Annotated in this window: 17 protein-coding genes; 9 read left to right on the top strand and 8 right to left on the bottom strand. The window is 72.5% G+C overall.

The annotated features are described in order from the left end of the window. Window positions 1-171 precede the first annotated feature (171 nt). The 5 genes from AB0G50_RS14570 to AB0G50_RS14550 form a co-directional block, all read right to left on the bottom strand. Entirely contained in the window at window positions 172-1899 is a 1728-nt protein-coding gene (locus tag AB0G50_RS14570) for a 1-deoxy-D-xylulose-5-phosphate synthase (protein WP_360107314.1), read from the bottom strand. Next, on the bottom strand, window positions 1896-2822 hold the full coding sequence (locus AB0G50_RS14565; protein ID WP_360107311.1) for a 4-hydroxy-3-methylbut-2-enyl diphosphate reductase: 927 nt from the start codon (window positions 2820-2822) through the stop codon (window positions 1896-1898). Before AB0G50_RS14565 ends, AB0G50_RS14570 begins: the two co-directional genes overlap by 4 nt. A 994-nt stretch (window positions 2823-3816) precedes the next feature. Next, entirely contained in the window at window positions 3817-4857 is a 1041-nt protein-coding gene (locus AB0G50_RS14560) for a family 2 encapsulin nanocompartment cargo protein polyprenyl transferase (protein WP_360107308.1), read from the bottom strand. 67 nt (window positions 4858-4924) lie between these two features. Further along, window positions 4925-6334 (bottom strand): family 2B encapsulin nanocompartment shell protein, encoded by a 1410-nt coding sequence (locus tag AB0G50_RS14555; protein ID WP_360107305.1) that lies wholly within the window; start codon window positions 6332-6334, stop codon window positions 4925-4927. A gap of 30 nt (window positions 6335-6364) precedes the next feature. Beyond that, the gene (locus tag AB0G50_RS14550; protein ID WP_360107302.1) at window positions 6365-7780 is read right to left on the bottom strand and encodes a family 2B encapsulin nanocompartment shell protein; all 1416 of its coding nucleotides are present in this window, start codon (window positions 7778-7780) and stop codon (window positions 6365-6367) included. 611 nt (window positions 7781-8391) lie between these two features. Between AB0G50_RS14550 and AB0G50_RS14545 the strand changes: the two genes are divergently transcribed. The 6 genes from AB0G50_RS14545 to AB0G50_RS14520 all read left to right on the top strand — a co-directional run bounded on the left by AB0G50_RS14545 (window position 8392) and on the right by AB0G50_RS14520 (window position 14079). Further along, window positions 8392-9807, top strand: coding sequence for a S1 family peptidase (locus AB0G50_RS14545; RefSeq protein WP_360107299.1), 1416 nt, complete (start codon window positions 8392-8394; stop codon window positions 9805-9807). A 129-nt stretch (window positions 9808-9936) separates the two neighbouring features. Continuing rightward, complete coding sequence (locus tag AB0G50_RS14540) at window positions 9937-10908, top strand: LysR family transcriptional regulator (protein ID WP_360107296.1); 972 nt, start codon at window positions 9937-9939, stop codon at window positions 10906-10908. 24 nt (window positions 10909-10932) lie between these two features. Continuing rightward, entirely contained in the window at window positions 10933-11349 is a 417-nt protein-coding gene (locus AB0G50_RS14535) for a thioesterase family protein (RefSeq protein ID WP_360107293.1), read from the top strand. Further along, complete coding sequence (locus AB0G50_RS14530; protein WP_360107290.1) at window positions 11346-12443, top strand: zinc-binding dehydrogenase; 1098 nt, start codon at window positions 11346-11348, stop codon at window positions 12441-12443. Before AB0G50_RS14535 ends, AB0G50_RS14530 begins: the two co-directional genes overlap by 4 nt. A 59-nt stretch (window positions 12444-12502) precedes the next feature. Further along, window positions 12503-13306, top strand: a complete 804-nt coding sequence (locus AB0G50_RS14525; RefSeq protein ID WP_360107287.1) for a cyclase family protein — start codon at window positions 12503-12505, stop codon at window positions 13304-13306. Window positions 13307-13398: 92 nt separating this feature from the next. Continuing rightward, window positions 13399-14079 carry a precorrin-3B C(17)-methyltransferase gene (locus AB0G50_RS14520; RefSeq protein WP_360107285.1) on the top strand — a complete coding sequence of 227 codons (681 nt, stop codon included), beginning with the start codon at window positions 13399-13401 and terminating at the stop codon, window positions 14077-14079. Here AB0G50_RS14520 and AB0G50_RS14515 read toward each other — a convergent pair. Next, window positions 14076-15587 carry a GGDEF domain-containing protein gene (locus AB0G50_RS14515; protein WP_360107282.1) on the bottom strand — a complete coding sequence of 504 codons (1512 nt, stop codon included), beginning with the start codon at window positions 15585-15587 and terminating at the stop codon, window positions 14076-14078. The genes AB0G50_RS14520 and AB0G50_RS14515 overlap by 4 nt on opposite strands. A gap of 59 nt (window positions 15588-15646) precedes the next feature. On the opposite strand from AB0G50_RS14515, the gene AB0G50_RS14510 reads away from it, so the two are divergent. The 3 genes from AB0G50_RS14510 to AB0G50_RS14500 all read left to right on the top strand — a co-directional run bounded on the left by AB0G50_RS14510 (window position 15647) and on the right by AB0G50_RS14500 (window position 17720). Beyond that, window positions 15647-16165: a MarR family transcriptional regulator gene (locus AB0G50_RS14510; RefSeq protein ID WP_360107279.1), complete on the top strand. Its 519-nt coding sequence runs from the start codon at window positions 15647-15649 to the stop codon at window positions 16163-16165. A gap of 250 nt (window positions 16166-16415) precedes the next feature. Continuing rightward, window positions 16416-17030 (top strand): DUF4360 domain-containing protein, encoded by a 615-nt coding sequence (locus AB0G50_RS14505; RefSeq protein ID WP_360107276.1) that lies wholly within the window; start codon window positions 16416-16418, stop codon window positions 17028-17030. A gap of 54 nt (window positions 17031-17084) precedes the next feature. Then, a complete protein-coding gene (locus AB0G50_RS14500; RefSeq protein ID WP_360107273.1) occupies window positions 17085-17720 on the top strand; it encodes a DUF4360 domain-containing protein in 636 nt (211 codons plus the stop codon). Window positions 17721-18237: 517 nt separating this feature from the next. Here the strand turns inward: AB0G50_RS14500 and AB0G50_RS14495 are convergent. Together AB0G50_RS14495 and gltB are read right to left on the bottom strand one after the other, a co-directional pair. Continuing rightward, complete coding sequence (locus tag AB0G50_RS14495) at window positions 18238-19689, bottom strand: glutamate synthase subunit beta (RefSeq protein WP_360107270.1); 1452 nt, start codon at window positions 19687-19689, stop codon at window positions 18238-18240. Further along, on the bottom strand, window positions 19682-24166 hold the full coding sequence (gene gltB / locus AB0G50_RS14490; protein ID WP_360107267.1) for a glutamate synthase large subunit: 4485 nt from the start codon (window positions 24164-24166) through the stop codon (window positions 19682-19684). The genes AB0G50_RS14495 and gltB overlap by 8 nt, the downstream gene beginning before the upstream one ends. Window positions 24167-24437: the final 271 nt, after the last annotated feature.

The raw sequence follows: 24437 nt of genomic DNA, 5'->3' as shown, positions 1-24437 counted from the left end.
CGTGCGCGAACTCGCCGCCGTTGCGTTACCGCTGGCGCGGGTCCTTGACCAGCGTCGCCTCGATCAGCGCCCGCACACCCGGCGGCACGTCCGGCCTCCCGACGGGCTCCGGCGTTCGCGCGTTGCGGTGGGTGCGGCACGGGCGCGCGAGAACGCGGGTGCCGGGGTGGGTCAGCGTTCGCCCACTCGCTTCAGGACCGCGGTGACGATGCCGGCCGCGTCGAGTCCGTGTGCCCGCAGGATGTCCGCGCGCGAGCCGTGCGGCAGGAACGCCGTCGGCAGCGCGAAGGTGCCCACCCCGGTCGGCGCGCCGAGCACGGCGAGGGCCTGCGCGAGCCGTCCGCCCAGCGCGCCGGTGGTCGTGGTGTCCTCGACGGCCAGCACCCACCGGTGCGCGGCGGCCACCTTCACCAGTTCCGGATCCAGCGGGGCGATCCACCGCGGGTCCACCACCGACACCGGAACCCCTTGCGCGGCCAGCTCTTCCGCCGCCTCGACGCACGCGCCCGCGAGCGGGCCGACGGCCACCAGCAGGCCGACCGCGTCCGGTTCCTCGCGCAGCACGTCGTGCCGGCCCACCCGGCGCACGGCCGGCACGTCCGGTCCCGCCGCCGCCTTCGGGTAGCGGATCGCCGTCGGGCCGTCGGTCACCTCGACCGCCTCGTTGAGCAGTTCGCGCAACCGCGCGCAGTCGCGCGGCGCGGCCAGCCGCAGACCCGGCACGACCGGCAGCACGGAGGCGTCCCACACGCCGTGGTGGCTCGCGCCGTCCGGACCGGTCACGCCTGCGCGGTCCAGCACGAACGTCACCGGCAGGCGGTGCAGCGCCACGTCCAGCAGCACCTGGTCGAACGCCCGGTTCAGGAACGTCGCGTACACCGCGACCACCGGGTGCAGGCCCGCGAGCGCCATCCCGGCCGCGCTGGTGACCGCGTGCTGCTCGGCGATCCCGACGTCGAACACCCGTTCCGGGAACCGCTCGGCGAACGTGTCCAACCCCGTCGGGCCGCGCATCGCCGCCGTCAGGCACACCACGTCGCCGCGCCGCGCGCCGATGTCCGCGATCTCCGCGCCGAACACGTCGGTCCACGTGCGGACCGCCGGCACGCCGGCGGCCGACACCGCGTGCAGGTGGTCGGCCTCGTCCCGCTCGGCGAGCGGGTGGCCCTTGCCCTTGCTGGTCAGGCAGTGCACGACGACCGGGCGGCCGAAACCGGCGGCCTGGCGGAACGCCTGCTCCAGCGCCACCGGGTCGTGCCCGTCGACCGGGCCGAGGTAGCCGAGACCCAGGTCCTCGAACAGGGTCGGCCTGCGGCCCGCGCGCAACGCGGCCAGGTGCGCCGCGAGCCCGCCGACCGTCGGCGCGTAGGACCGGCCGTTGTCGTTGAGCACCACCACGACCGGGTGCCTGGTGCCGGCGAGGTTGTTCAACGCCTCCCACGCCATGCCGCCGGTGAGCGCGCCGTCGCCGACGACCGCGACCACCCGCCGGTCGGAACCCCGCAGCCGCAACGCCTTCGCGATGCCGTCCGCGTAGGACAGGGCGGTCGAGGCGTGCGAGTTCTCCACCACGTCGTGCACCGACTCGGCCGCGCTCGGGTACCCCGAGAGACCGCCCGCGCGGCGCAGCGTGCCGAACCCGTCGGCCCGGCCGGTGAGCAGCTTGTGCACGTACGACTGGTGGCCGGTGTCGAACAGCAGCACGTCGTTGGGCGAGTCGAACACCCGGTGCAGCGCGATGGTGAGCTCCACCGCGCCGAGGTTCGGCCCGAGGTGACCGCCGGTCCGGGTGACGTTCTCGATCAGGAACCGACGGATTTCCAGTGCCAGCGAAGGGATCCTGGCCGCCGACAGCGCGCGCACGTCCCGCGGCCCGCGGATCGCGTCGAGCGCGGTCATCGCGGCCTCACCGCGCCGGGCAGGGTGAACTGGATGGTTTCCCGCGCGGTCTCGCGCACCTGCACGTCGCGCGCGCCCAGTTCCTCGACGACCTCGTCCACCAGCCGGGGCGGCGCCGACGCGCCCGCCGTGAGCCCGACCGTGCGCACGCCCTCGAGCCACTCGGGCCGGATGTCGGACGCGTCGTCCACCAGGTGCGCCGGCACGCCGTTCCGCCGGGCGAGTTCGACCAGCCGCACCGAGTTGGACGAGTTCGCCGAACCGACCACCAGCACCAGGTCGGCGTCGCGCGCCACCTCGCGCAGCGCGTCCTGGCGGTTGGTGGTGGCGTAGCAGATGTCGTCCGAGGCGGGACCCTTGATGTTCGGGAACCGGGCCTTCAGCGCCGCGACCACGTCGGCCGTCTCGTCCACCGCGAGCGTGGTCTGGGTGAGGTAGGAAACCCGGTCGGGATCGGCCACCTCCAACCGTGCCACGTCGTCCGCGCTCTCCACCAGCACGGTCCGGTCGGGCGCCTCGCCGAGCGTGCCCTCGACCTCCTCGTGCCCGGCGTGCCCGATCAGCACGACCGTGTCACCGCGCTTGGCGAACCGCCGCGCCTCCGCGTGCACCTTGGTGACCAGCGGGCAGGTCGCGTCGACCACGTCCAACCCGCGCCGCTGCGCCTCCTCCCGCACCGCGGGCGACACCCCGTGCGCGGAGAACACCACCGTCGCCCCGTCGGGCACGGCGTCCAACTCGTCCACGAACACCGCGCCGCGCGCCTCCAACCCGGCGACCACGTGGGTGTTGTGCACGATCTGCTTGCGCACGTGGATCGGACCGCCGCGCTGGTCGAGCAGGTGCTCGACGATCTCGACCGCCCGCTCGACCCCGGCGCAGAACGACCGGGGCGAGGCGAGCAGTACCACGGGAAGGACCATCGCGGGGCTCCTGACTGAACTCGGCTGAACGAGACGGCTGGGGATTCGGGTGACGGCTGGGGATTCGGAGTGACTCGCAGGACGGGACACGCAGGACGGGCCGCCGGACCGCCGGGCCGCGGTGGGGGACGGGGGACGGGGGACGGACCACGCCCCCGGGCGACGCGCCACGACACCGCTCGCGAGCCCGGGCCAGGCGGGCGGGTGTTGCGGACTGCGGGGTTCGCGGCCCGGGTCGGGCGGGTGTTGTGGGATCGCGGGTTCGTGGGCCGGGCCGGGCGGGCAAGTGTTGTGGGATCGCGGGTTCGTGGGCCGGGCCGGGCGGGCAAGTGTTGGGGGACTGTGGGGTTCGCGGCCCGGGTCAGACGGGCGGGTGTTGCGGGACTGCGGGTTCGCGGACCGGGGCGAGCAGTCGGTGCCGCCGGCAGTGCTGCGAGCGGGACGTTTCGCGCCCCGGACCGCGCGGTCCGCACCGCCGGACACGGCACGAACTTCACCCGACCGGGGTGTCGGCTCCGCGCTGCCCGACCGGAAGGACTCGCCGGAACTGTCGGTGCCGCATGGGACAATCGAGACGGGGGCCGGAGGCCAACACCCGCCCTCCCAACCCGCTCCTCACCCGGACCACCGCGGCTCGACCACCTCGGCTCGACCACCGCCGCTCGACCACCGGCAACCGGCGCCGGCCACCGACCACCGGCAACCACCGCCGAGACCAATCGCCGGCAACAACCACCGAGACCGGCCACCGCCAACGACCGCCGAGACCGACCACCGGCAGCAACCACCGGCGACGGCCGCCGAGACCGACCGCCGGCAACGACCACCGACTCCGGCAGGCGGGACCGGCGTCGGCCACCCGTCCCGGGCACCGGGACCGGCGGCTGTCGGTTCGGCGGCACCCGAACGCGGGCAACGGAAGCGCGGCGGCCACCCCGACCGACGCGGAGCCCGGCGAGCGGGGCGCAACGGGCGGGGCCGGGCGGGTGACGGGCTAGTGGGTGCGGTGGACGGCCAGGTGGGCCAGGGACTCGAGTTCCAGCGCGGCGTGGGTGGTCGGGTCCGCGGACCTGAGGTGGAGCAGGGCCTGGTCGAGCAGTTCGTCCGCCCTCGTGTGCGACCACTCGCGCGCGCCGCACTGGTCGATCAGCGCGGCGGCGCGGGTCAGGTCGGGGCCGGTCAGGTCGCGGGGCTGGTGGTAGAGGGCGGCCAGTTCGGCCGCGGCCGGCGTGGGTGAGTTCAGCGCGGCCACGACCGGCAGGGACTTCTTGCGGTTGTGCAGGTCCGAGTAGACCGGTTTGCCGGTCACCGACGGGTCGCCCCAGATGCCCAGCAGGTCGTCGGCGAACTGGAACGCGAGGCCGGTCAGCTCGCCGAACCGGCGCAGGTGGTCGACCTGGTCGGGGCGGCCGCCGCCGTACAGCGCGCCCAGGGCGCAGGACGCGCCGAGCAGCGCGCCGGTTTTGCCCTCGGCCATGCGCGTGCACTCCGGCACGTCGACCTCGGCGCGCTCCTCGAAGGCGAGGTCGGCGGCCTGGCCGTCCAGCAGGGCCTGCACCGCGCCGCTCAGCGCGCGGATCGACTGCTGCGCCGCCGGGTGCCCGCTGCCCGCGAGGACGTCCAGCGCCAACGTCAGCAGCGCGTCGCCCGCCAGGATCGCCGCGTTCACGCCGAACACGCTCCACGCGGTCGGCCGGTGCCGGCGCGTGGCGTCGTGGTCCATCACGTCGTCGTGCAGCAGCGAGAAGTTGTGCACCAGCTCCACCGCCACGGCCGCGGGCATCGCGGTGGAACCGGCACCGCCGACGGCCTGCGCGGCCAGCAGCACGAGCGCCGGCCGGATCGCCTTGCCCGGGTCCGCGCCGGTCGGCCTGCCGTGCTCGTCCCACCAGCCGAAGTGGTACCCGGCCACCGCGCGCATCGAGTCCGGCAGCCGGTCGACGGCGGAGCGCAACGCGGGGTCGACCCCGGCCCGGCTCCAGGTCAGCACCTCCCGCGCGGACCGGTGCGCGGGTGTGACGTCCAGGTCTGTCATCAGTCTCCTCGTCCGGGGATGGCACGGCGGCCGGGCGTGGAGCAGCCCGGCCGCCGCGGGAATCGGCCTAGTAGCGGTTGATCTCGACGTTCTCCAGCACGCCCAGCGCGTCCGGCACCAGCACGGCCACCGAGTAGTAGGCGGTCACCAGGTAGCTGATGATCGCCTTCTCGTCGATGCCCATGAACCGGACGTTCAGCCCCGGCTGCACCTCGTCGGGCAGGCCGGTCTGGTGCAGGCCGACGACGCCCTGGTCGTCCTCGCCCACGCGCATCGCGAGGATCGAGCTGGTGCCGCGGTCGGAGATCGGGATCTTGTCCGACGGCAGCAGCGGGATGCCCCGCCACGTCACGGCCTTCGTCCCGTCCACGTCGGTCACGCCCGGGTAGATGCCGCGCCGGGTGGCCTCGCGGCCGAACGCGGCGATCGTGCGCGGGTGCGCCAGCAGGAAGTTCGTCTTGCGCCGCCGGGAGATCAGCTCGTCCAGGTCGTCCGGCGTCGGCGGACCGGACCGGGTGTGCAGGCGCTGCTTGAGGTCGGCCTGGTGCAGCAGCCCGATCCTGCGGTTGTTGAGCATCTCGTGCTCCTGCCGCTCGCGCAGGGCCTCCACGGTCAGCTTCAACTGCTGCTCGGTCTGGTTCATCGGCTGGTTGTAGAGGTCCGCGACGCGGGAGTGCACCCGCAGCACGGTCTGCGCCACCTCCAGCTCGTACTCGCGGGGCGCGAGCTCGTAGTCCACGAACGTCGTCGGCAGATCCGGCTCGCCGTCGTGGCCCGAGGCGATGTCGATCGCCGCCTCGCCGTGCTTGTTCTGCGGCCTCGACCGGCCGAGCGCCACCTCGTCCAGGTGCGCCCGCAGCGCGACGGTCCGGTCCTCCAGCCGTTCCAGGGACGCCCGGGTCAGCACCAGCACGATCACCGGGGTGACCGCCTTGACGCCGAAGTCCCACTCGCCGTCCACCCCGGACAGGGCCCGGTCGCCGAAGTAGTCGCCGCCCGCGAGCGTGTCGAGGACGGTCTGGTCGCCGTACTCGCCGAGCCCGACCTTGTTCACCTTGCCGTGCGCCAGCAGGTACACCGCGTCGGCGGGCGCGCCCGCCTCCACGACGACCTGGCCGGGCTCGAAGGACCGCTGCTCGAACCGGTCCGCCAGCGCGGCCAGCACGTCGTCGTCCGGGAAGTCGCGCAGCGCGGGCAGTTCGCGCAGCTCCTGCGGCACGACGCGGATGTCGTCGCCGGTGCCGGTGAACGTCAGCCGCCCGTCGCCCACCGCGTAGGTGAGCCGGCGGTTGACCCGGTAGGTGCCCGCGCCGAGCTGGACCCACGGCAGCCGGCGCAGCAGCCACCGGGGCGAGATGCCCTGCATCTGGGGCGTGGACTTGGTCGTGGTCGACAGGTTCCGCGCGGCGTCGGTGCCGAGGCTCCGACGCTGCTGCTCGGCCTCCTCCACGGAGGGGCCGGGGTCAGTCACGGTCACGTCTGAATGTCCGATCTCGGGTGGTGGGGACTAGTCCTCGCGGCCGATCTCGACGTGTTCGAGCACGCCCAGCGCGTCCGGCACGAGCACGGCCGCGGAGTAGTAGGCGCTGACGAGGTAGGAGATGATCGCCTTGTCGTCGACGCCCATGAAGCGCACCGACAGGCCCGGCTGGTACTCGTCCGGGATGCCGGTCTGGTGCAGGCCGATGACGCCCTGGTTGTCCTCGCCCGCGCGCAGCAGCAGGATCGAGCTGGTCCTGGTCTTGGACACCTCGATCTTGCTGCACGGCAGGATCGGCACGCCGCGCCACGCGGGCACCTGGTTGCCGCCGAGGTCGACGCTCGACGGGTAGATCCCGCGCTTGGTGCACTCCCGGCCGAACGCCGCGATCACCCTGGGGTGCGCGAGGAACGCCGTCGGCGCCTTCCACACGGTGGCCAGCAGCTCGTCGAGGTCGTCCGGGGTCGGCGGGCCGGACCGGGTGTGGATGCGCTGCTTGAGGTCGGCCTGGTGCAACAACCCGAACTGCCGGTTGTTGACGATCTCGTACTCCTGGCGCTCGCGCAGCGCCTCGATGGTGAGCCGCAACTGCTGCTCGACCTGGTCCATCGGCTGGTTGTAGAGGTCCGCGACGCGGGAGTGCACCCGCAGCACGGTCTGCGCCACGCTCAGCTCGAACTCGCGCGGGGTCAACTCGTAGTCGACGTACGTGCCGGGCAGGTCGGGCTCGCCGTCGTGGCCGGACGCGATGTCGATCTCGGCCTCGCCGTGCGCGTTCTGCCGCTCGCCGCCGCCCGCGTTCGCGCGCTGGATGTGCGCGCGCAGGCCGCCCGCCTCGCCGTTGAGGCGCTCGAACTCGTCCCAGGGCAGGGTCAGCACGATGACCTGGGTGACCGCCTTGACGGTGAAGTCCCACTCGCCCTGCGGTCCGGCCAGCACCCGGTCGCCGAAGTACTCGCCGTCGGCCAGCACGCCGAGGACGGTCTGGTCGCCGTACTCGCCGAGCCCGACCTTGTTCACCTTGCCGTGCGCGATCAGGTGGACCTCGTCCTGCGGACGACCCTGCTCGACGATGACCTGGCCGGGCTCGTACTCGCGCTGGCGGAACCGGGACGCGAGCGCGGTCAGCGCCTCCACGTCGTCGTAGCCGCGCAGCAGCGGCAGTTCGGCCAGCTCCTGCGGCACGACGCTGATCTCCGCGCCGACGTTGGTGAACGTCAGCCGGCCGTCGCCGACCGCGTAGCTGAGCCTGCGGTTGACCCGATAGGCGCCACCGGCCGCCTGCACCCACGGGAGGACCTTCAGCAACCACCGGGAGGTGATGCCCTGCATCTGCGGGACGGACTTGGTCGTGGTCGCCAGGTTCCGCGCAGCCGCCGTGCCGAGGCTCAGCCGAGGTCGCTCGCTCCCCACCTCCGGAGTGGGCGAATCGGTCACAGTCACGTGGTACACCGCCAATCGGATTCAAACTCATTGGGCCGGACTGACGGTAGTGAGCCCGAATGCGCGTTCGTAAGCGGCCAATGCGGCGACACGCCATTGAGCTACGAGTAGCCCTCTTCGGCACTCACTGTGCCGAACGAGCATGTCTCTAGCGACAACGGGTGAAATTCCAGCGCGTTAGGGATAGCTGGTCTCGTCAGGTGGAATAAGTCACCGATTAGGTGTAACGATCTTCACCCGAAAGGACGGTTGACCAGGGGTGTATGTATGACTGGAGTTGATCTACCGCACAAGTGCGGCTCCAAGATCATCCTTCGGACGGTACCCCGTCCGAAGTAATGCGGTGCCGATTTGTGCGGAGTGATCATCTCGGTAGTAATCGGAGTATTGCTCGCATTGGTGGATCCGTCACGGCAATCGGGTGGAGATCCACCGACTCAGGGGATTTCCGCCGAACGGCGGCCTGGCGGAAGGGGGTCCGGTTCGCGGTGTTATGAGCGGTTGGGATCTGCCTTCGCCGCCGTTTCGCGGCTTACCGTCGGGTGGCCCGGAGGCCGGCCCCTCGCGCAGCCGGCCGCCCGGGTCTTCCCTGCACAGCGAGGAGATCCACCATGCGAGGAACAACCCTGTCCTCCGCCGTCCTGATGGCGGTGGCGACCGCGGTGGCGCTGCCGCCCGCCGCGTCCGCCGCGCCCGACCCACCGCTGTACGCCGCCATGGAACGCGACCTGGGCGTCGCCGACCCGGCCGCCCGGATCGCCGCCGAGGACGCCGCCGCGCGCGTCGACCGGTCGGTCCGCGCGGCGCTGGGCTCCCGGTTCGGCGGGAGCTGGTTCGACGCCGGTCGCGGCGGCCTGGTCGTCGCGGTCACCGACGGCGCCGCGGTGCCCGAGGTGCGCGCGCTCGGCGCCGAACCGCGGGTGGTGGCCAGGGGAGCCCGCGCCCTGGACGCCGCCAAGCGCGCGCTGGACGCGACGACACCGCCCGCGTCGGTCAGCGCGTGGCACGTCGACCCGGCCGCCGACGTGGTCGTGGTCAAACACGCACCGGGCGCACAGGCGCAGGCCCGCGCGTGGGTCGCGGCACGCGGCGTGGACGCGGGCGCGGTCCGCTACGCCGAGGTGCGCAGGCCCGTCCGGCCGCTGATCGACGTCGTCGGCGGCAACCGGTACTGGACCAGCAAGTACGGCTGTTCGGTCGGGTTCGCGGTGCAGGGCGGGTTCATCAGCGCCGGGCACTGCGGCAAGGTCGGCGAGACGACCACCCAACCCGGCGGGAGGTTCGAGGGATCGAGCTTCCCCAACGACGACATGGCCTTCGTGCGCACCAACGCGGGCGAGACGCCGGTGGGCGCGGTCAACGACTACAACGGCGGTCGGGTCGCGGTGGCCGGGTCGCAGGAGTCGCCCGTCGGCTCCTCGATCTGCCGGTCCGGCGGCACGACCGGCTGGCACTGCGGCACGATCGGGTCCCGCGACGCGACCGTCGACTACGGCTCCGACATCGGCAAGGTCTACCAGCTGATCGAGACGACGGTGTGCGCCGAGCCCGGCGACTCGGGCGGCTCGGCGATCTCCGGCAGCCAGGCGCAGGGCGTGACCTCGGGCGGTTCCGGCGACTGCAAGGGCGGCGCGGCCACCACGTACTTCCAGCCGGTGGCGGAGATCCTGCGCTCGTACGACGTCACGCTGCTGACCTCCGGCGGACCCGGCGAGCCGCCGACCGGCTGCGGCACGGCGGCGACCGGCACCCTGGCCTCCGGCGGCACGGCCGTGGAGCCCAGCACCGGCTACTTCCAGGCCGCGGCGGGTGCGCACAAGGCGTGCCTGACCGGTCCGGCGGGCGCCGACTTCGACCTGTACCTCCAGCGCTCGGCCAACGGCACGACGTGGACCACGGTCGCCTCCGGCGCCGGTCCGACGGCCACCGAGACCGTCACCTACACCGGTGCGGCCGGCCGGTACCGCTGGCAGGTCCGCTCCTACAGCGGCGCGGGCCAGTACCGGCTGGAGGTGACCAAGCCGTAGGACGGCGGGCGGCGGACCCGGACCCGGGCAGGGGTCACCGGGTCCGCCGCGATGGCGACGGTCGGCTCTTCCCGGTCCGGGTGGGACGGCGGTACGGTCGCCGGATCCGTCGCACGGAACGGAGGTCCCGTGGAGCTGGAGGTGCGCCACCTGCGGGCGCTCGCCACGATCGCCGACAGCGGCAGCCTCACCCGGGCCGCCAAGGGCCTCGGCATGTCCCAACCGGCGCTGACCGGTCTGCTCCAGCGCATCGAGCGCAGCGTCGGCGGCAGGCTGTTCTTCCGCGACGGCCACGGCTGCGTGCCGACGGCCTTGGGCGCGGAGGTGCTCGGCGAGGCGCGCGTCGTGCTGAGCAGCATGTCCGCGATCTCCGACCGGGTGGGCGAGTGGTCGCGCCGGCACGGCACGAGCGTGCTGCGGCTCGGCGGGTACTGCGGGTTCCTGCACGTGGAGATCAGCCGGTGGCTCCAGACCCGGCCGTGGTGCTCGGGCGTGCGGTTGATGGAGGACCTGGACGAGCGGATGAGCATCGACAAGGTCGCGCTCGGCGCGGTGGACCTCTCGTTGGTCTACCGGGCGCCGTTGGCGGGCGGCGCGGTGCCCGAGGGCGTGCGGGCGCTGCTGATCCACCCCGCGGAGCCCGTCTTCGTCGCCATGGCGCACGACCACCCGGTGGTCCGGCCGGGCGCGGTGTCGCTCGCCGACGTCGCCGAGCACCCGTGGGTGGACGAGCCGCCGGGCGTCACCCGCTGGTCGACCTACCTGACCCAGGCCTGCCAGGAGCGGGGCGTGACGCTGGACCAGGCGCACAGCACGCACTCGGTGGCCACCCTGCTGGAACTGGTGCACGCCAAGCTCGCCATCGGGCCGGCGCTCGCGACCAGCCGGGACCGGCCGGGCAGCATCGCGGTGCGCGCGCTCGAGGGCACGCCCCTGTGGCAGGAGCTGTGGCTGTGCTACCGGCCGGACACCATCGTCTCGGCGCACGTCGAGGAGATCCGCGCGCGGATCCTCGCCGCGTACGTCGGTCGGCTCGGGTGCAGCGCGGCCTACGACTCGTGGTGGTACGAACTCGGTCGCGAGCTGCTGCCCGCCGGGTGAGCGGCCGCCGTCGAGGGAGGTCGCGTGCGCGAGGACTACCGGCACTGGCAGCGGATACCGACCCGCTGGGCGGACAACGACGTGTACGGGCACGTGAACAACGTCGTGCACTACGCGTTCATGGACACCCTGATCAACACCTGGCTGATCGGGCACGCCGGGTTGGACGTGCACCGCGGCGCGGCGATCGGGTTGTGCGTCGAGTCGCGCTGCGAGTACCGGTCCCCGATCGCGTTTCCCGCGGCGGTGGACGGCGGGCTGCGGATCGGGAGGCTCGGCCGGTCCAGCGTGCGCTACGAGATCGGCTTCTACCCCGAGGGGCGCGACGACGTGGTGGCACAGGGGCACTTCGTGCACGTGTTCGTGGACCGGGGGACGCGCACCCCGGTGCCGATCCCGGATCCGCTGCGGTCCGCGATGGAGGGTCTGGTGGTCGGGTGAGGACGCGCGGCGCGCTGCTGACCGCGGTCGGCGGACCGCTCGAGATCGTCGACCTGGAACTGGACCCGCCGGGACCGGGCGAGCTGCTGGTGCGGATCGGCGCGACCGGGTTGTGCCACTCGGACCTGTCGGTGCTCGACGGGTCGCGGGTCCGGCCGCTGCCGATGGTGCTGGGGCACGAGGCGGCGGGCGAGGTGCTCGAGGTCGGGCCGGGCGCGGAGTTCGCGGTCGGCGACCACGTGGTGCTGTCGTTCGTGCCCGCGTGCGGCGGCTGCCGGCGGTGCGCGTCGGGCAGGCCCGCGCTGTGCGAGCCGGGCGGTGCGGCCAACCGCGCGGGCACGCTGCTGTCCGGCGCGCGCCGGATGCGATTACCCGACGGGACCAGGCCGCACCACCACCTCGGGGTGTCCGGGTTCGCCGAGCACGCCGTGGTGTCCGGCCGGTCGGCCACGCGGGTGCCCGCCGACCTGCCGTTCGAGGTGGCCGCGCTGTTCGGCTGCGCGGTGCTGACCGGCGCGGGCGCGGTGCTGCACAGCGCGGGCGTCGGGCCGGGGGAGAAGGTCGCGGTGTTCGGGCTCGGCGGTGTCGGGCTGGCCGCGTTGCTCGCCGCGCGCGCGGCGGGCGCGACCACGGTGATCGCGGTGGACGTGGTGGCGCACAAGAGGGAACTCGCGCTGCGGCTCGGCGCGACGCACGCGCTCGACGGCGGTCCGGACGTGGTCGGGCAGGTCCGGGAGCTGACCGGCGGCGGCGCGGACAAGGTGATCGACACCACCGGGGTGGCCGACGTGCTGGAGCGGGCGTACCGGGCGACCGACGTCGGCGGCACGACCGTCGCGGTGGGACTGTCCCCTCCCGACCGGGTGGTGACGCTGCCCGCGCTGGGTCTGGTGGCCGAGGAGCGCACGCTCAAGGGCAGCTACCTGGGCTCCGGCGTGCCGCGCCGGGACGTGCCGCGGTTCGTGGACCTGTACCGGGCGGGGGTGCTGCCGGTGCACGAGTTGCTCTCCGGGAGGCTCTCGCTCGACGGCCTGGACGCCGGGTTCGCCCGTTTGGCCTCCGGCGAGGCCGTCCGTCAGGTCGTCGTCCGGTGATCGGAAGGCCGGTACGGTTGCCCGGATCGGGTGGCGGCTGAGCAGAGGAGTGGTCGACGGTGCGCAGGCGGTCGATGCTCGCGGGTGTGGTCTCGACAGTGGGCGGGTTGTTCGCCGCGGGCGCCGGCACGGCGGCCGCGAGCCCCTTGGGGCTCAAGGACTACCGGTTGGTGAACCTGGCGCACGTCAACGACCCGGCGAGGACGAACGTCTACCCGGGCGACCCGGAGTTCACCCTCACCACCATCACCACGGTGCCGGAGGACGGCTTCTACCTCCAGTACGTCCGGCAGGGCGAGCACACCGGCACGCACTGGGGCGCGCCCGCGCACTTCAACACCGGCCAGCCCGCCGCCGACGAACTCGACACCGAGGACCTGTTCCTGCCCGCGGTGAGGATCGACATGCGCGCCGAGTGCCGGCGAGACGCCGACTACGAGGTGACGGTGGCCGACCTCCAGCGCTGGGAGCGCGCGCACGGCCGGATCCCGAACGAGTCGGCCGTGGTGCTGTGGACCGGGTGGGAGGACCGCTGGGGCACGCCTGCGTTCTTCAACTACGACGCGCAGGGGCGGATGCACCAGCCCGGGTTCTCGCTGGAGGCCGTGCGGTGGCTGGTGAAGACCGGGAGGCTCGGTCGGCGCGGCGCGCTGGGCACCGACACGTTCAGCCCGGAGTCGGCGCTGGACGAGGAGTACCGGGTGTCGAAGCTGCTGTACCGGGAGCACCGGGTGAGCCTGGAGATCCTGGCCAACCTGGCGAAGCTGCCCGACACCGGAGCGCACGTGCTGGTCGGCGGCACGGTCAACCGCCGGGGTTCCGGCTCGCCCGCGAGCATCTACGCGTTCGTGCCCAAGCGGTGAGGGCGCCGCGGGGTCGTCGACTCGCGAGCAACCGGGTGCGTGCGGTTCGCGGGCAGGGGTTCGGCCCGGCTCGCGGGTGGCCGGGTGTTCGCGTGGTGGGCGCGCTGGCCGTGCTGCTGGTGCTCGCCGGGTGCGGCTCGGTGGCCGGCACCGCGAAGCCCGAGGGTGGGCGGATCGACCCGTCCCGGCAGGTGTCGGCGACCGGCGCGCCGAAGCTGGTGTTCCGGCCGGTGCTCCAGGTGGGGTCGGCGTCCGGCACGCCGGTGCGGACGAGCGGGTTGCCGCCCGAGCCCACGAAGCCCGCCACGCCGGAGGCGGAGAAGGACGTGACGCGGGAGCGGTCGGCGCGGCAGAGCCCGACGCTCGCGGCCGGCGCGGCCGCCGCCTTCGCCACGTTCCGGTGCCCGGAGCACGACCCGCTCGCCGGGTTGGACGACCCGACCGCGCTGCTGCTGGTGTGCGACGTCAAGGGCGAGAGCGTCTACCTGCTCGGCCCGGCGTTCCTGGACAACCGGCAGATCACCAGCTCGTCCTCCGGACCGGCCGAGTCCGGCGGGTTCGTGGTCACCATCGGGTTCACCGAGCAGGGCACGAAGACGTGGGGCGAGTTCACCGCGGCCAACGTGGGCAACCAGGTCGCGCTGGTCTACAACACCGCCGTGCTGTCCGCGCCGTCGATCAACGGCGCGATCCCGGACGGTGTCACCGAGATCTCCGGCAGGTTCACCCAGTCCGAGGCGCGCGACCTGGCCGACCAGATCGCCGGCCGCTAGGGGTGGATGACGAGGCCGCGGCCGCCGTCCCGCTTCGCCTCGTACATCGCCTTGTCCGCGCGCTTGAGGACCGACTGCGCGGTCTCCTCGGGATCGGGGTCGGCGCAGATCACCACGCCCACGCTCGCGCTGACGTCCTCGCCGAGGGCGTCGAGCACCCGGAACGCGACCTTCTCCGGCTCCTCCACGCCGCCCACCAGCACGCCGAACTCGTCGCCGCCCAGCCGGGCCACCACGTCCGTGTCGCGCACGCAGTCCCGCAGCCGGTGGGCGACCTGCTCCAGCAGCGCGTCGCCCTGCGCGTGGCCCGCCTCGTCGTTGACCGCCTTGAAGTCGTCCAGGTCCACGAACAGCAGCCCGAACGGCGTGCCGTCGCGGTGGTGCGCCTCCATCGCCTCGTCCAGCCGCCGCTCGAACACCGAGCGGTTGGCCAGGCCGGTCAGCGGGTCGTGGTGGGCCTGGTGGGCCAGCGTCAGCTCGGACTCGCGCAGCATGCCCGCGAGCCGCGCGTTGTCCACGATGGTCACCAGCTGGCGCAGCACCACCGCGAGGAACACCGCGAAGCCGCAGCCGACCTCGACCGCGTCCAACCCGCCCCGGTCGCCCAGCAGGGTCCGGCGCAGCACCAGCACGCTGCACACCAGCAGCGGCACGTAGGGCATCAGCAGGTAGGCCCACTGCAACGACGGGTGCACCCGCGCCGGCGCGCCGGGGTGCGGCGTGCCGGGCACCAGCGCGGCCAGCCCGATCAGCACCGGGCCGAGCACGAACCCGGCGTTGGCCAGCGGTGGCACCTCGGGCGCCTGCACGGCCACCAGGTAGGCGAACACGCTGTCGGACAGGGCCAGCGCCACCAGGCCGAGGCCGAGCAGGCTCAGCTGCGGTCTCAGCACGACCTTCCGGTCCGCGCCCAGCACCACCACGATCACCAGCAGCACCAGGTCGGTGATCGGGTAGGCGATCGCGACCAGGAACGCGCCGGTGTCCGGGTTGCCCGCCGCGACCAGCGCGCCGAGCGACGTCGTCCAGGTGAGCGCGAACAGCGACGTCACCACGATCAGGCCGTCCAGCAGCAGCACCAGCCGCGCCGAGTGCGAGCGGCGGTCGAGCAGGGCGTCCGGCGTGTCGGAGCGGCGGTGGCCGCCGATCACCAGCAGCGCGGCGAACGCGAAGGGCACGATGCTCAGGTAGCCCGCGTCCGCGGGCGAGGGCGACGGCACGGCGCGCCGCTCCACGAGCTGGTACCACGTCCACAGCGCCTGACCGGTGGACCAGCCGACCATGCCCAGTGCCACGAGCAGCCGCCACGCGCGGTCCGCTCCGCGCGCCCGACGGGCCGTGACCAGGCAGGACGTGGCGGCGAACAGGCCGGTCGCGAGCTGGGCGAGGTCGTCCAGCGCGACGGAGGCGTCGCCGTGCACGAGGTCGAGACTGGCCGCGGCCGACGCCGCGACGGCGAGCGCGAGTGCGATCGCGGCCGTCATCCCGAAGCGCCTTCTCCCCAGCACGCCGGCCAGTGTGCCCCATTCGCGCTCCGCCGACCGGGTTGGCCTGGGAGGATGCGCAGGTGGCCGAACAGGATGTGCCAGTTGCCGCCGACGTGGTGACTGAACAGGACTACGAGCGCTTCGCGCGGCACCGGATCGCCGAAATCGGGGGTGACGCCGAGGCCTTCGGTCTCTCGTACAACGTGCTCCACCTCGCGTACATGATGATCACCGACTACGAGGCGCTGGTGCACCGGGAGAAGGGCTGGACCATGCCCGGCTTCCGGCTGATGTTCAAGCTGTGGGTGCTGGGTCCGACCCAGCCCGCGCGGCTCGCGGACCTCTCCGGCACCACGCGCTCGGCGATGTCGAACCTCATCAACACGCTGGAGAAGGCGGGGCTGGTCGAGCGGACCCGGGACGAGAAGGACCGGCGGGTGGTGTTCGTGGCGCTGACCGTGGAGGGGCGCGACGCGGTGTCCGGCGTGTTCCCCAAGCAGAACGGGCGGGAGGCGCGCTGGTTCGCGGCGCTGGACGGGCCGGAGTCGACCCACATGGTGGAGCTGATCCGCCGGGTGGTGGCGGCCCGGCCGGACTGACCGACGCGCCGTCGATTTTCACGGATATCGCACCGGGGTGTGTTTGAAAGCCGGAGCGATCTTCCGCCGATACGCTGCGAGCGGTGCCCCCGAATGCTCCTGCGCGGTTAACTGCCGACCGTTTCGGCGGGCCGGCGGAAAAGTGCTGCCATAAATTCTGCATCCGATCGGTGGAACTGGCGGGCGAATTCCTGCGATACGTTTCCACTCGCCGCCGCCGAACTGCCCTCCGGACCAGAAAGGTCTGCCGATGCTGACCACAGCGGCCGTGGCCGCACTCGCGTTATCCGCCCTCACCCCGATCGCCGCCGACGTGCCGACCACGCCCGACTACGTGACCGTCGACGTCGTCACGGTGAACGGCTCCGGCTGCCCGGCGGGTACGTCCGCGGTGGCCGCCGCGGACGACCGGACGGCGTTCACCGTCACCTACAGCGCGTTCCTCGCCGAGGCGGGCGGTTCGTCCGGTCCCACCGAGTTCCGGAAGAACTGCCAGCTCGTCCTCCAGCTCGGGTACCCGCAGGGCTTCACGTTCGGCATCTCCAAGGCCGACTACCGCGGGTTCGCGCACCTCCAGGCGGGCGCCACGGGCGTGGAGCAGGGCAACTACTACTTCTCCGGCACCTCGCCGACCTCGCGGAAGACGCACACGTTCCACGGTCCGCTGAGCGACGACTGGCAAGCCACCGACACCACCGAGTGGGCTTCCATCGTGTACGCGCCGTGCGGTGAGAAGCGACTGTTCAACGCGAACACGGAATTGCGTGTCCTGGCCGGTTCGTCGCAGGGCACCAGTTTCCTCGCGTTGGACTCCACAGACGGCAGCGTGAGCACCAGGTACCACTTCTCCTGGAAGCGCTGCTGAATCGAGTAACGCATTTTCCGCCGCCGAATTCGCGACCAGCCGGAAGGTGCACGCATGTTGAACTTCACGACCGCGCTCGCCCTCGCTTCGACCATCATCATCCCGCCGGGTGGTGCGCCGGGCACCACCCCGCCACCGGACCACATCGTGATCGACGTGGTCACGGTGAACGGTTCCGGCTGCCCGGCCGGCACGGCGGCGGTCGCGGTCTCGCCGGACAACAAGGCGTTCACGGTGACCTACAGCAACTTCCTCGCCCAGGTGGGCGTGGGCGCCGGTCCGACGGAGTTCCGGAAGAACTGCCAGCTGAACCTGCGGGTCAACATCCCGCAGGGCTTCACGTACGGCATCGCCAGAGCCGACTACCGCGGCTTCGCCCACCTGGAGAAGGGTGCCTCGGCCACCGAGCGCGCGAACTACTACTTCCAGGGGATGTCCCCGACCGAGTACCGGTCGCACCCGTACAGCGGCCCGCTGACGGACGACTGGCAGGCCACGGACACCACGGAGGTCGCGGCGATCGTCTACCACCCGTGCGGGGAGAAGCGCCTGTTCAACATCAACACCGAACTGCGGGTGAACGCGGGCACGTCGAACACGGCCACGACGACGAGCTTCATCTCGATGGACTCGACCGACGGCAGCTTCGACACCACGTACCACTTCGCGTGGAAGACCTGCCCCGCGTAACCCCGGGGGAAGACCCCGCGTAGGGAACGGCGAAGCCCTGCGCGGACCTGCCCGGACGGCGCCACCCTGCCGTCCGGGCAGACCCGTGTCCGGGAGTGAGCGGTGGACGCCGGGTGCGGGCGCGTGGTCGGGCGCGGGACGCGCCTGGATCGAGGGTGCCCGGCGGCCGGGTGCGGGCAGGGTGCTGGTGGCGTGCCGGCCGGTTCGTGGGCGGTGTCCTCGACCCCCGCCCCGCCCGCTCGGCTCGCCGACACTGTCGGTGCTCCGTGGGACAATGGACGCGGGGGCCGGAGGCCGGCGGTCCGATGCCGCCACGCCGCGCCGGAAGGCTCGTGACGCGGTGCCCTGGGCACGGCACGGCACGGCACGGCACGGGCCGGCGCCGACGGCGCGCCGGGCGAGCCCTCGGCGGTGCGCCGAGAGGCGGAGGGTGCCACCGACGCCGAAGACGTGCGACTGCCCGTGGGGGACCCGCGGGCGTGCGGTGGACGTCGTCGGCCACCGCACGCGGCGCGGGTCAGACCAGGGGGCGGTCGGTCGGGTTCACCGGGCGGGGCAGGACGGTGTGGCCCGTCAGGTGGGCGTCGACCGCGGCCGCGGCGGAGCGGCCCTCGGCGATCGCCCACACGATCAGGGACTGGCCCCGGCCCATGTCGCCCGCCACGAACACGTTGTCGACCGACGTGGCGTAGCGGTCGTCGCGGGCCACGTTGCCGCGCGGGTCGAGGTCGACGCCCAGGTCGGTCAGCAGGCCGTCCTTCTCCGGGCCGACGAAGCCCATCGCCAGGGTGACCAGCTGGGCCGGGATTTCGCGCTCGGTGCCCGGCACCGGCTCGAACCGACCGCCGGACGCGGCCACCTCGACCAGCTTGAGCGCCCGCACGTTGCCCTCCGCGTCACCGAGGAACTCCGCCGTGGACACCGAGTACAGCCGCTCGCCGCCCTCCTCGTGCGCGGACGTGACCCGGTACAGCATCGGGTACGTCGGCCACGGGTTGGCCTCGGCGCGCTGCTCCGACGGCCGCGGCATGATCTCCAGCTGCGTCACGGAAAGCGCGCCCTGGCGGTGGGCCGTGCCCACGCAGTCCGCGCCCGTGTCGCCGCCGCCGATCACCACGACGTGCTTGCCGGACGCCGAGATCGGCGACTCGGCCAGCTCGCCGCGCGCCACCCGGTTCGCGTGCGGCAGGTACTCCATCGCCTGGTGCACACCGCCGAGAGCACGCCCCGGGATCGGCAGGTCCCGCCACGCCGTCGCGCCACCGGCCAGCACCACCGCGTCGTAGGACGACTTCAGCTCCTCGACCGTGACGTCGACGCCGACGTTCACGCCCGTCCGGAACTGCGTGCCCTCGGCCCGCATCTGGTCGAGCCGGCGGTCCAGCCGCCACTTCTCCATCTTGAACTCGGGGATGCCGTACCGCAGCAGCCCGCCGATCGCGTCGGCGCGCTCCAGCACCACCACGTCGTGGCCCGCGCGGGTCAGCTGCTGCGCCGCGGCCAGCCCGGCCGGGCCGGAGCCCACCACGGCCACCTTCTTGCCGGTGCGCACGGCGGGAAGCTGAGGCGTCACCCAGCCCTCGTCCCAGGCCCGGTCGATGATCGAGATCTCGACCCGCTTGATGGTGACCGCGTCGCCGTTGATCCCGACCACGCACGCCGCCTCGCAGGGCGCCGGGCACAGCGTCCCGGTGAACTCCGGGAAGTTGTTGGTCGCGTGCAGGCGTTCGGCCGCGAGCTGCCAGTCCTTCTTCCACACCAGGTTGTTCCACTCGGGGATCAGGTTCCCCAGTGGACAACCCTGGTGGCAGAACGGGATGCCGCAGTCCATGCAGCGCCCGGCCTGCTTCTCCAGGCGCGGGTTCTCGAACTCCTCGTACACCTCGCGCCAGTCGCGCAGGCGCAGCATCACCGGACGGCTGCGGGGAGTTTCGCGTTCGGTGGTGAGGAAACCCCTCGGGTCAGCCATGAGAAGCCTCCATGATCGCCTCGTTCACGTCACGGCCCTCGCGCTCGGCACGTGCCTGCGCGGCCAGGACGCGCTTGTAGTCCTTGGGCATGACCTTGGTGAACCGGTCCGCGGCGAGCTCCCAGTCCGCGAGCAGCGCGTGCGCCACCCCGGACCCGGTCTCCGCGTAGTGCCGCTCCACCGCGGACCGCAGGAACTCGCGGTCGGCGGCGTCGAGCGGGTCGAGGTCCACCATCTCCGGGTTCACCCGCACGGCGCTCAGGTCGAGCACGTACGCGATGCCGCCGGACATGCCCGCCGCGAAGTTGCGGCCCGTCGGTCCGAGCACGACCACCCGACCGCCGGTCATGTACTCGCACCCGTGGTCGCCCACGCCCTCGACGACGGCCAGCGCGCCCGAGTTGCGCACGCAGAACCGCTCGCCGACCTTGCCGCGCAGGAAGAGCTCGCCGCCGGTCGCGCCGTAGCCGATCACGTTGCCCGCGATGGTCTGCTGCTCGGCGACGAACTGCGCGCCGGGCACCGGGCGGATGGTGATCCGACCGCCCGACAGGCCCTTGCCGACGTAGTCGTTGCCGTCGCCCACGAGCCGCAGCGTGACGCCGCGCGGCAGGAACGCGCCGAACGACTGGCCCGCCGTGCCGGTGAACGTGATGTCGATGGTGTCGTCGGGAAGCCCGGCGCCACCCCACTTCCGGGTCACCTCGGAGCCGAGCATGGTGCCGACGGTGCGGTTCACGTTGCGCACCGGCAGTTCCAGCCGGACCCGGTCGCCGGAGGCGATCGCGCCCTCGGCGAGCTGGATCAGCGTGTTGTCGAGCGCCTTGGCCAACCCGTGGTCCTGGGTCGTGGTCTGGTGCCGCGCCGCGCCCTCGGGCAGGTCCGGCACGTGGAAGATCGGCGACAGGTCGAGCCCGGCCGCCTTCCAGTGGTCGACCGCGGCCCTGGTGTCGAGCAGCTCGGCCCGGCCCACGGCCTCCTCCAGCGTGCGGAAACCGAGCTGTGCCAACAACTCCCGCACTTCCTGGGCGATGAACTCGAAGAAGTTCACCACGTGCTCGGCCTTGCCGGCGAACTTCGCCCGCAGCGCCGGGTTCTGCGTCGCCACGCCCACCGGACAGGTGTCCAGGTGGCACACGCGCATCATGACGCAGCCCGAGACGACCAGGGGAGCGGTCGCGAAACCGAACTCCTCCGCGCCCAGCAGCGCCGCGATGACCACGTCCCGACCGGTCTTGAGCTGACCGTCGGTCTGCACCACGATCCGGTCGCGCAGGCGGTTCTCCAGCAGGGTCTGCTGGGTCTCGGCGAGCCCCAGCTCCCACGGGCCGCCCGCGTGCTTGATCGAGGACAGCGGCGACGCGCCGGTGCCGCCGTCGTGGCCGGAGATCAGCACGACGTCCGCGTGCGCCTTGGACACACCCGCCGCGACCGTGCCGACGCCGACCTCGCTGACCAGCTTCACGTGCACCCGGGCCACCGGGTTCGCGTTCTTCAGGTCGTGGATCAGCTGGGCCAGGTCCTCGATGGAGTAGATGTCGTGGTGCGGCGGCGGCGAGATCAGGCCGACGCCGGGCGTGGAGTGCCGCGTCTTCGCGATCCACGGGTACACCTTGCCGCCGGGCAGCTGGCCGCCCTCGCCGGGCTTCGCGCCCTGCGCCATCTTGATCTGGATGTCGTCGGCGTTGACCAGGTACTCCGACGTCACGCCGAACCGGCCGGACGCCACCTGCTTGATCGCCGAACGCCGCGAGTCGCCGTTGGCGTCGGGGGTGAACCGCTCGGCGTCCTCGCCGCCCTCGCCGGTGTTGGACTTCGCGCCCAACCGGTTCATCGCGATCGCCAGGACCTCGTGCATCTCCTGCGAGATCGAGCCGTAGGAGATGGCGCCGGTGGCGAACCGCTTCACGATGGAGGAGACCGGCTCGACCTCCTCGATCGGCACCGGGGTGGTGTCCTTGAAGGTGAACAGGCCGCGCAACGTGGTCAGCGCCCTGGACTGCTCGTCCACCGCGCGGGTGTACTCCTTGAACACGTCGTACCGGCCGGACCGGGTCGAGTGCTGGAGCTTGAACACCGTGGTGGGGTTGAACAGGTGCGCCTCGCCCTCGCGGCGCCACTGGTAGTCGCCGCCGGTTTCCAGCTCGCGGTGGTCCGCGCGCACGCCGTCGACCGGGAACGCGTACCGGTGCCGCTTCGCGACCTCCTCGGCGAGCACGTCGAACCCGATGCCGCCCAGCCGCGACGTGGTGCCGGTGAAGCACGTCGACACGACCTCGTCGCCGAGGCCGATCGCCTCGAAGATCTGCGCGCCGGTGTAGGACGCCACGGTCGAGACGCCCATCTTGGACATCGTCTTGCGCACGCCCTTGCCCAGCGCCTTGATCAGGTTCCGGGTCGCGACCTTCGGGTCGACGCCGGGCAGTTCCTCCACCGACGCCATCGCCAGGTAGGGGTTCACCGCCTTCGCGCCGTAACCCACGAGCAGCGCGATGTGGTGCACCTCGCGCGCGTCGCCCGCCTCCACGATGAGGTCGACCTGCGTGCGGGTCTTCTCGCGCACCAGGTGGTGGTGCACCGCGCCGGTCAGCAGCAGCGACGGGATGGGCGCGTGCGCCTCGTCCACGCCGCGGTCGGACAGCACGACCAGCCGCGCGCCGTCCTCGATCGCGGCCGACACCTCGGCGCGGATCTCGGCCAGCCTGCGGGTGAGGGCCTCGCCGCCGCCGGTGACGTCGTACGTGCCGTGGACGGTGAAGGTCCGGAACTCGGGCAGCGTGCCGTCGTCGTCCACGTGCACGAGCTTGGCGAGTTCGTCGTTGTCCAACACCGGGAACGGCAGCGAGATGCGCCGGCACGAGGTGCCGTCGGCGGTCAGCAGGTTCGGCTCCGCGCCCAGGGTGGCGTGCAGCGAGGTGACGAGCTCCTCGCGGATCGCGTCCAGCGGGGGGTTCGTGACCTGGGCGAACAGCTGGGTGAAGTAGTCGAACAGCTGCCGGGGCTTGTTCGACAGCGGCGCGAACGGGGCGTCGTTGCCCATCGAGCCGATCGGCTCCGCGCCGGTGCGGGCCATCGGGTGCAGCAGGATCGAGAGCTCTTCCTCGGTGTAGCCGAAGACCTGCTGGCGGCGGACCAGGGACGCGTGCGTCGGCACCTCGCGGCCGCGCGCGGGCAGGTCCTCGAGGTGCAGGATCCCCTCGGCGACCCACTGCTCGTAGGGGTGCTCGGCGGCGAGCTCGCCCTTGATCTCCTCGTCGTCGATGATGCGGCCCTGGGCGGTGTCCACCAGGAACATCCGGCCCGGCTCCAGCCGGCCCTTGCGGACGATCGTGGCCGGGTCCAGCTCCAGCACGCCCGCCTCGCTGCCGAGCACGACCAGGCCGTCCTCGGTGACCCAGTAGCGGGCCGGGCGCAGGCCGTTGCGGTCGAGCACCGCGCCGATCAGCGTGCCGTCGGTGAACGAGACCAGCGCGGGACCGTCCCACGGCTCCATCAGCGTCGAGTGGAACTCGTAGAACGCCCGGCGGGCCGGGTCCATCTCGGTGTGGTTCTCCCACGCCTCGGGGATCATCATCAGCACCGCGTGCGGCAGGCTGCGGCCGCTCAGGTGCAGCAGCTCCAGCACCTCGTCGAAGCTCGCCGAGTCGCTCGCGCCGCGGGTGATGACCGGGAAGATCCGCTCCAGGTCGCCCTTGACCAGGTCGGTCTCCAGGGTGGACTCGCGGGCGTCCATCCAGTTGCGGTTGCCGCGCAGGGTGTTGATCTCGCCGTTGTGCGCCACGTACCGGTACGGGTGGGCCAGCGGCCACGACGGGAACGTGTTGGTCGAGAACCGGGAGTGCACCAGGCCGATGGAGCTGGTCACCCGCTCGTCGGTGAGGTCGGGGAAGAACTTCTCGACCTGGGGCTCGGTCAGCATGCCCTTGTAGACGATGGTGCGGGCGCTCAGGCTCGGGAAGTACACGTCGACGGCCCGTTCGGCGCGCTTGCGCACGACGAACGCCAGTCGCTCCAGCTCCATGCCCTCGGCGCCCGCCAGGAACAGCTGGCTGAACACCGGCATCGTGGTGCGCGCCGTGGGACCGACGTGGTCGGCGTCCACGGGCAGCTCGCGCCAGCCGAGCACGGTCGCGCCCTCTTCGGCGGCGATGGCCTCGACGGCGGCCTTGACCTCGTCCACGCCGTCGTGGGGGAGGAAGGCGGTACCGACCGCGTAGTGCCCCGGTTCGGGCAGCGGGAAGGCGACGACCTCGCGGTAGAACGCGTCGGGGACCTGGATGAGCAGGCCGGCGCCGTCGCCGGTTTCGACCTCGGCGCCGCGGGCGCCCCGGTGTTCCAGGTTGCGCAGGGCGACGAGCGCCTGCGCGACGATCGCGTGGTTTCGGCGGCCGCCGAGGTCGGCGACGAACGCGACGCCGCAGGCGTCGTGCTCGAACTGCGGGTCGTACAGACCGCGCGGCTGGTGGTGGTGGGTCACAACGGGCCCTCCCGTGGCGTCGTCCGGGCATACGGAGGTAGGCCGAAACGGCCTCGCGCGGCGTCGCGCGGGCAGTGTTCGGCCTGTGCCAGTGGCTGGTGGAACCACGCCGTTGCAGGGCGTGGTGACCGCACTCCGTTGTGCGGGAACTTGCACTCATGTGCGTGCGCGGAACCGGGCCGGATGGGGCCGGGAGCCGTGCGGGCGGAGCACCGGGATTGCCGGGGTCTTGTGACGATAGTGTGAATTCGCGGTTATGGCTCTAGTCCGA

Origin of the sequence: Actinosynnema sp. NPDC020468 (assembly GCF_040642015.1) — a bacterium.
Lineage (GTDB): Bacteria > Actinomycetota > Actinomycetes > Mycobacteriales > Pseudonocardiaceae > Actinosynnema.
The sequence above is the reverse complement of the archived record's forward strand: the minus strand, read 5'-3'. Positions and strand labels throughout refer to the sequence as shown.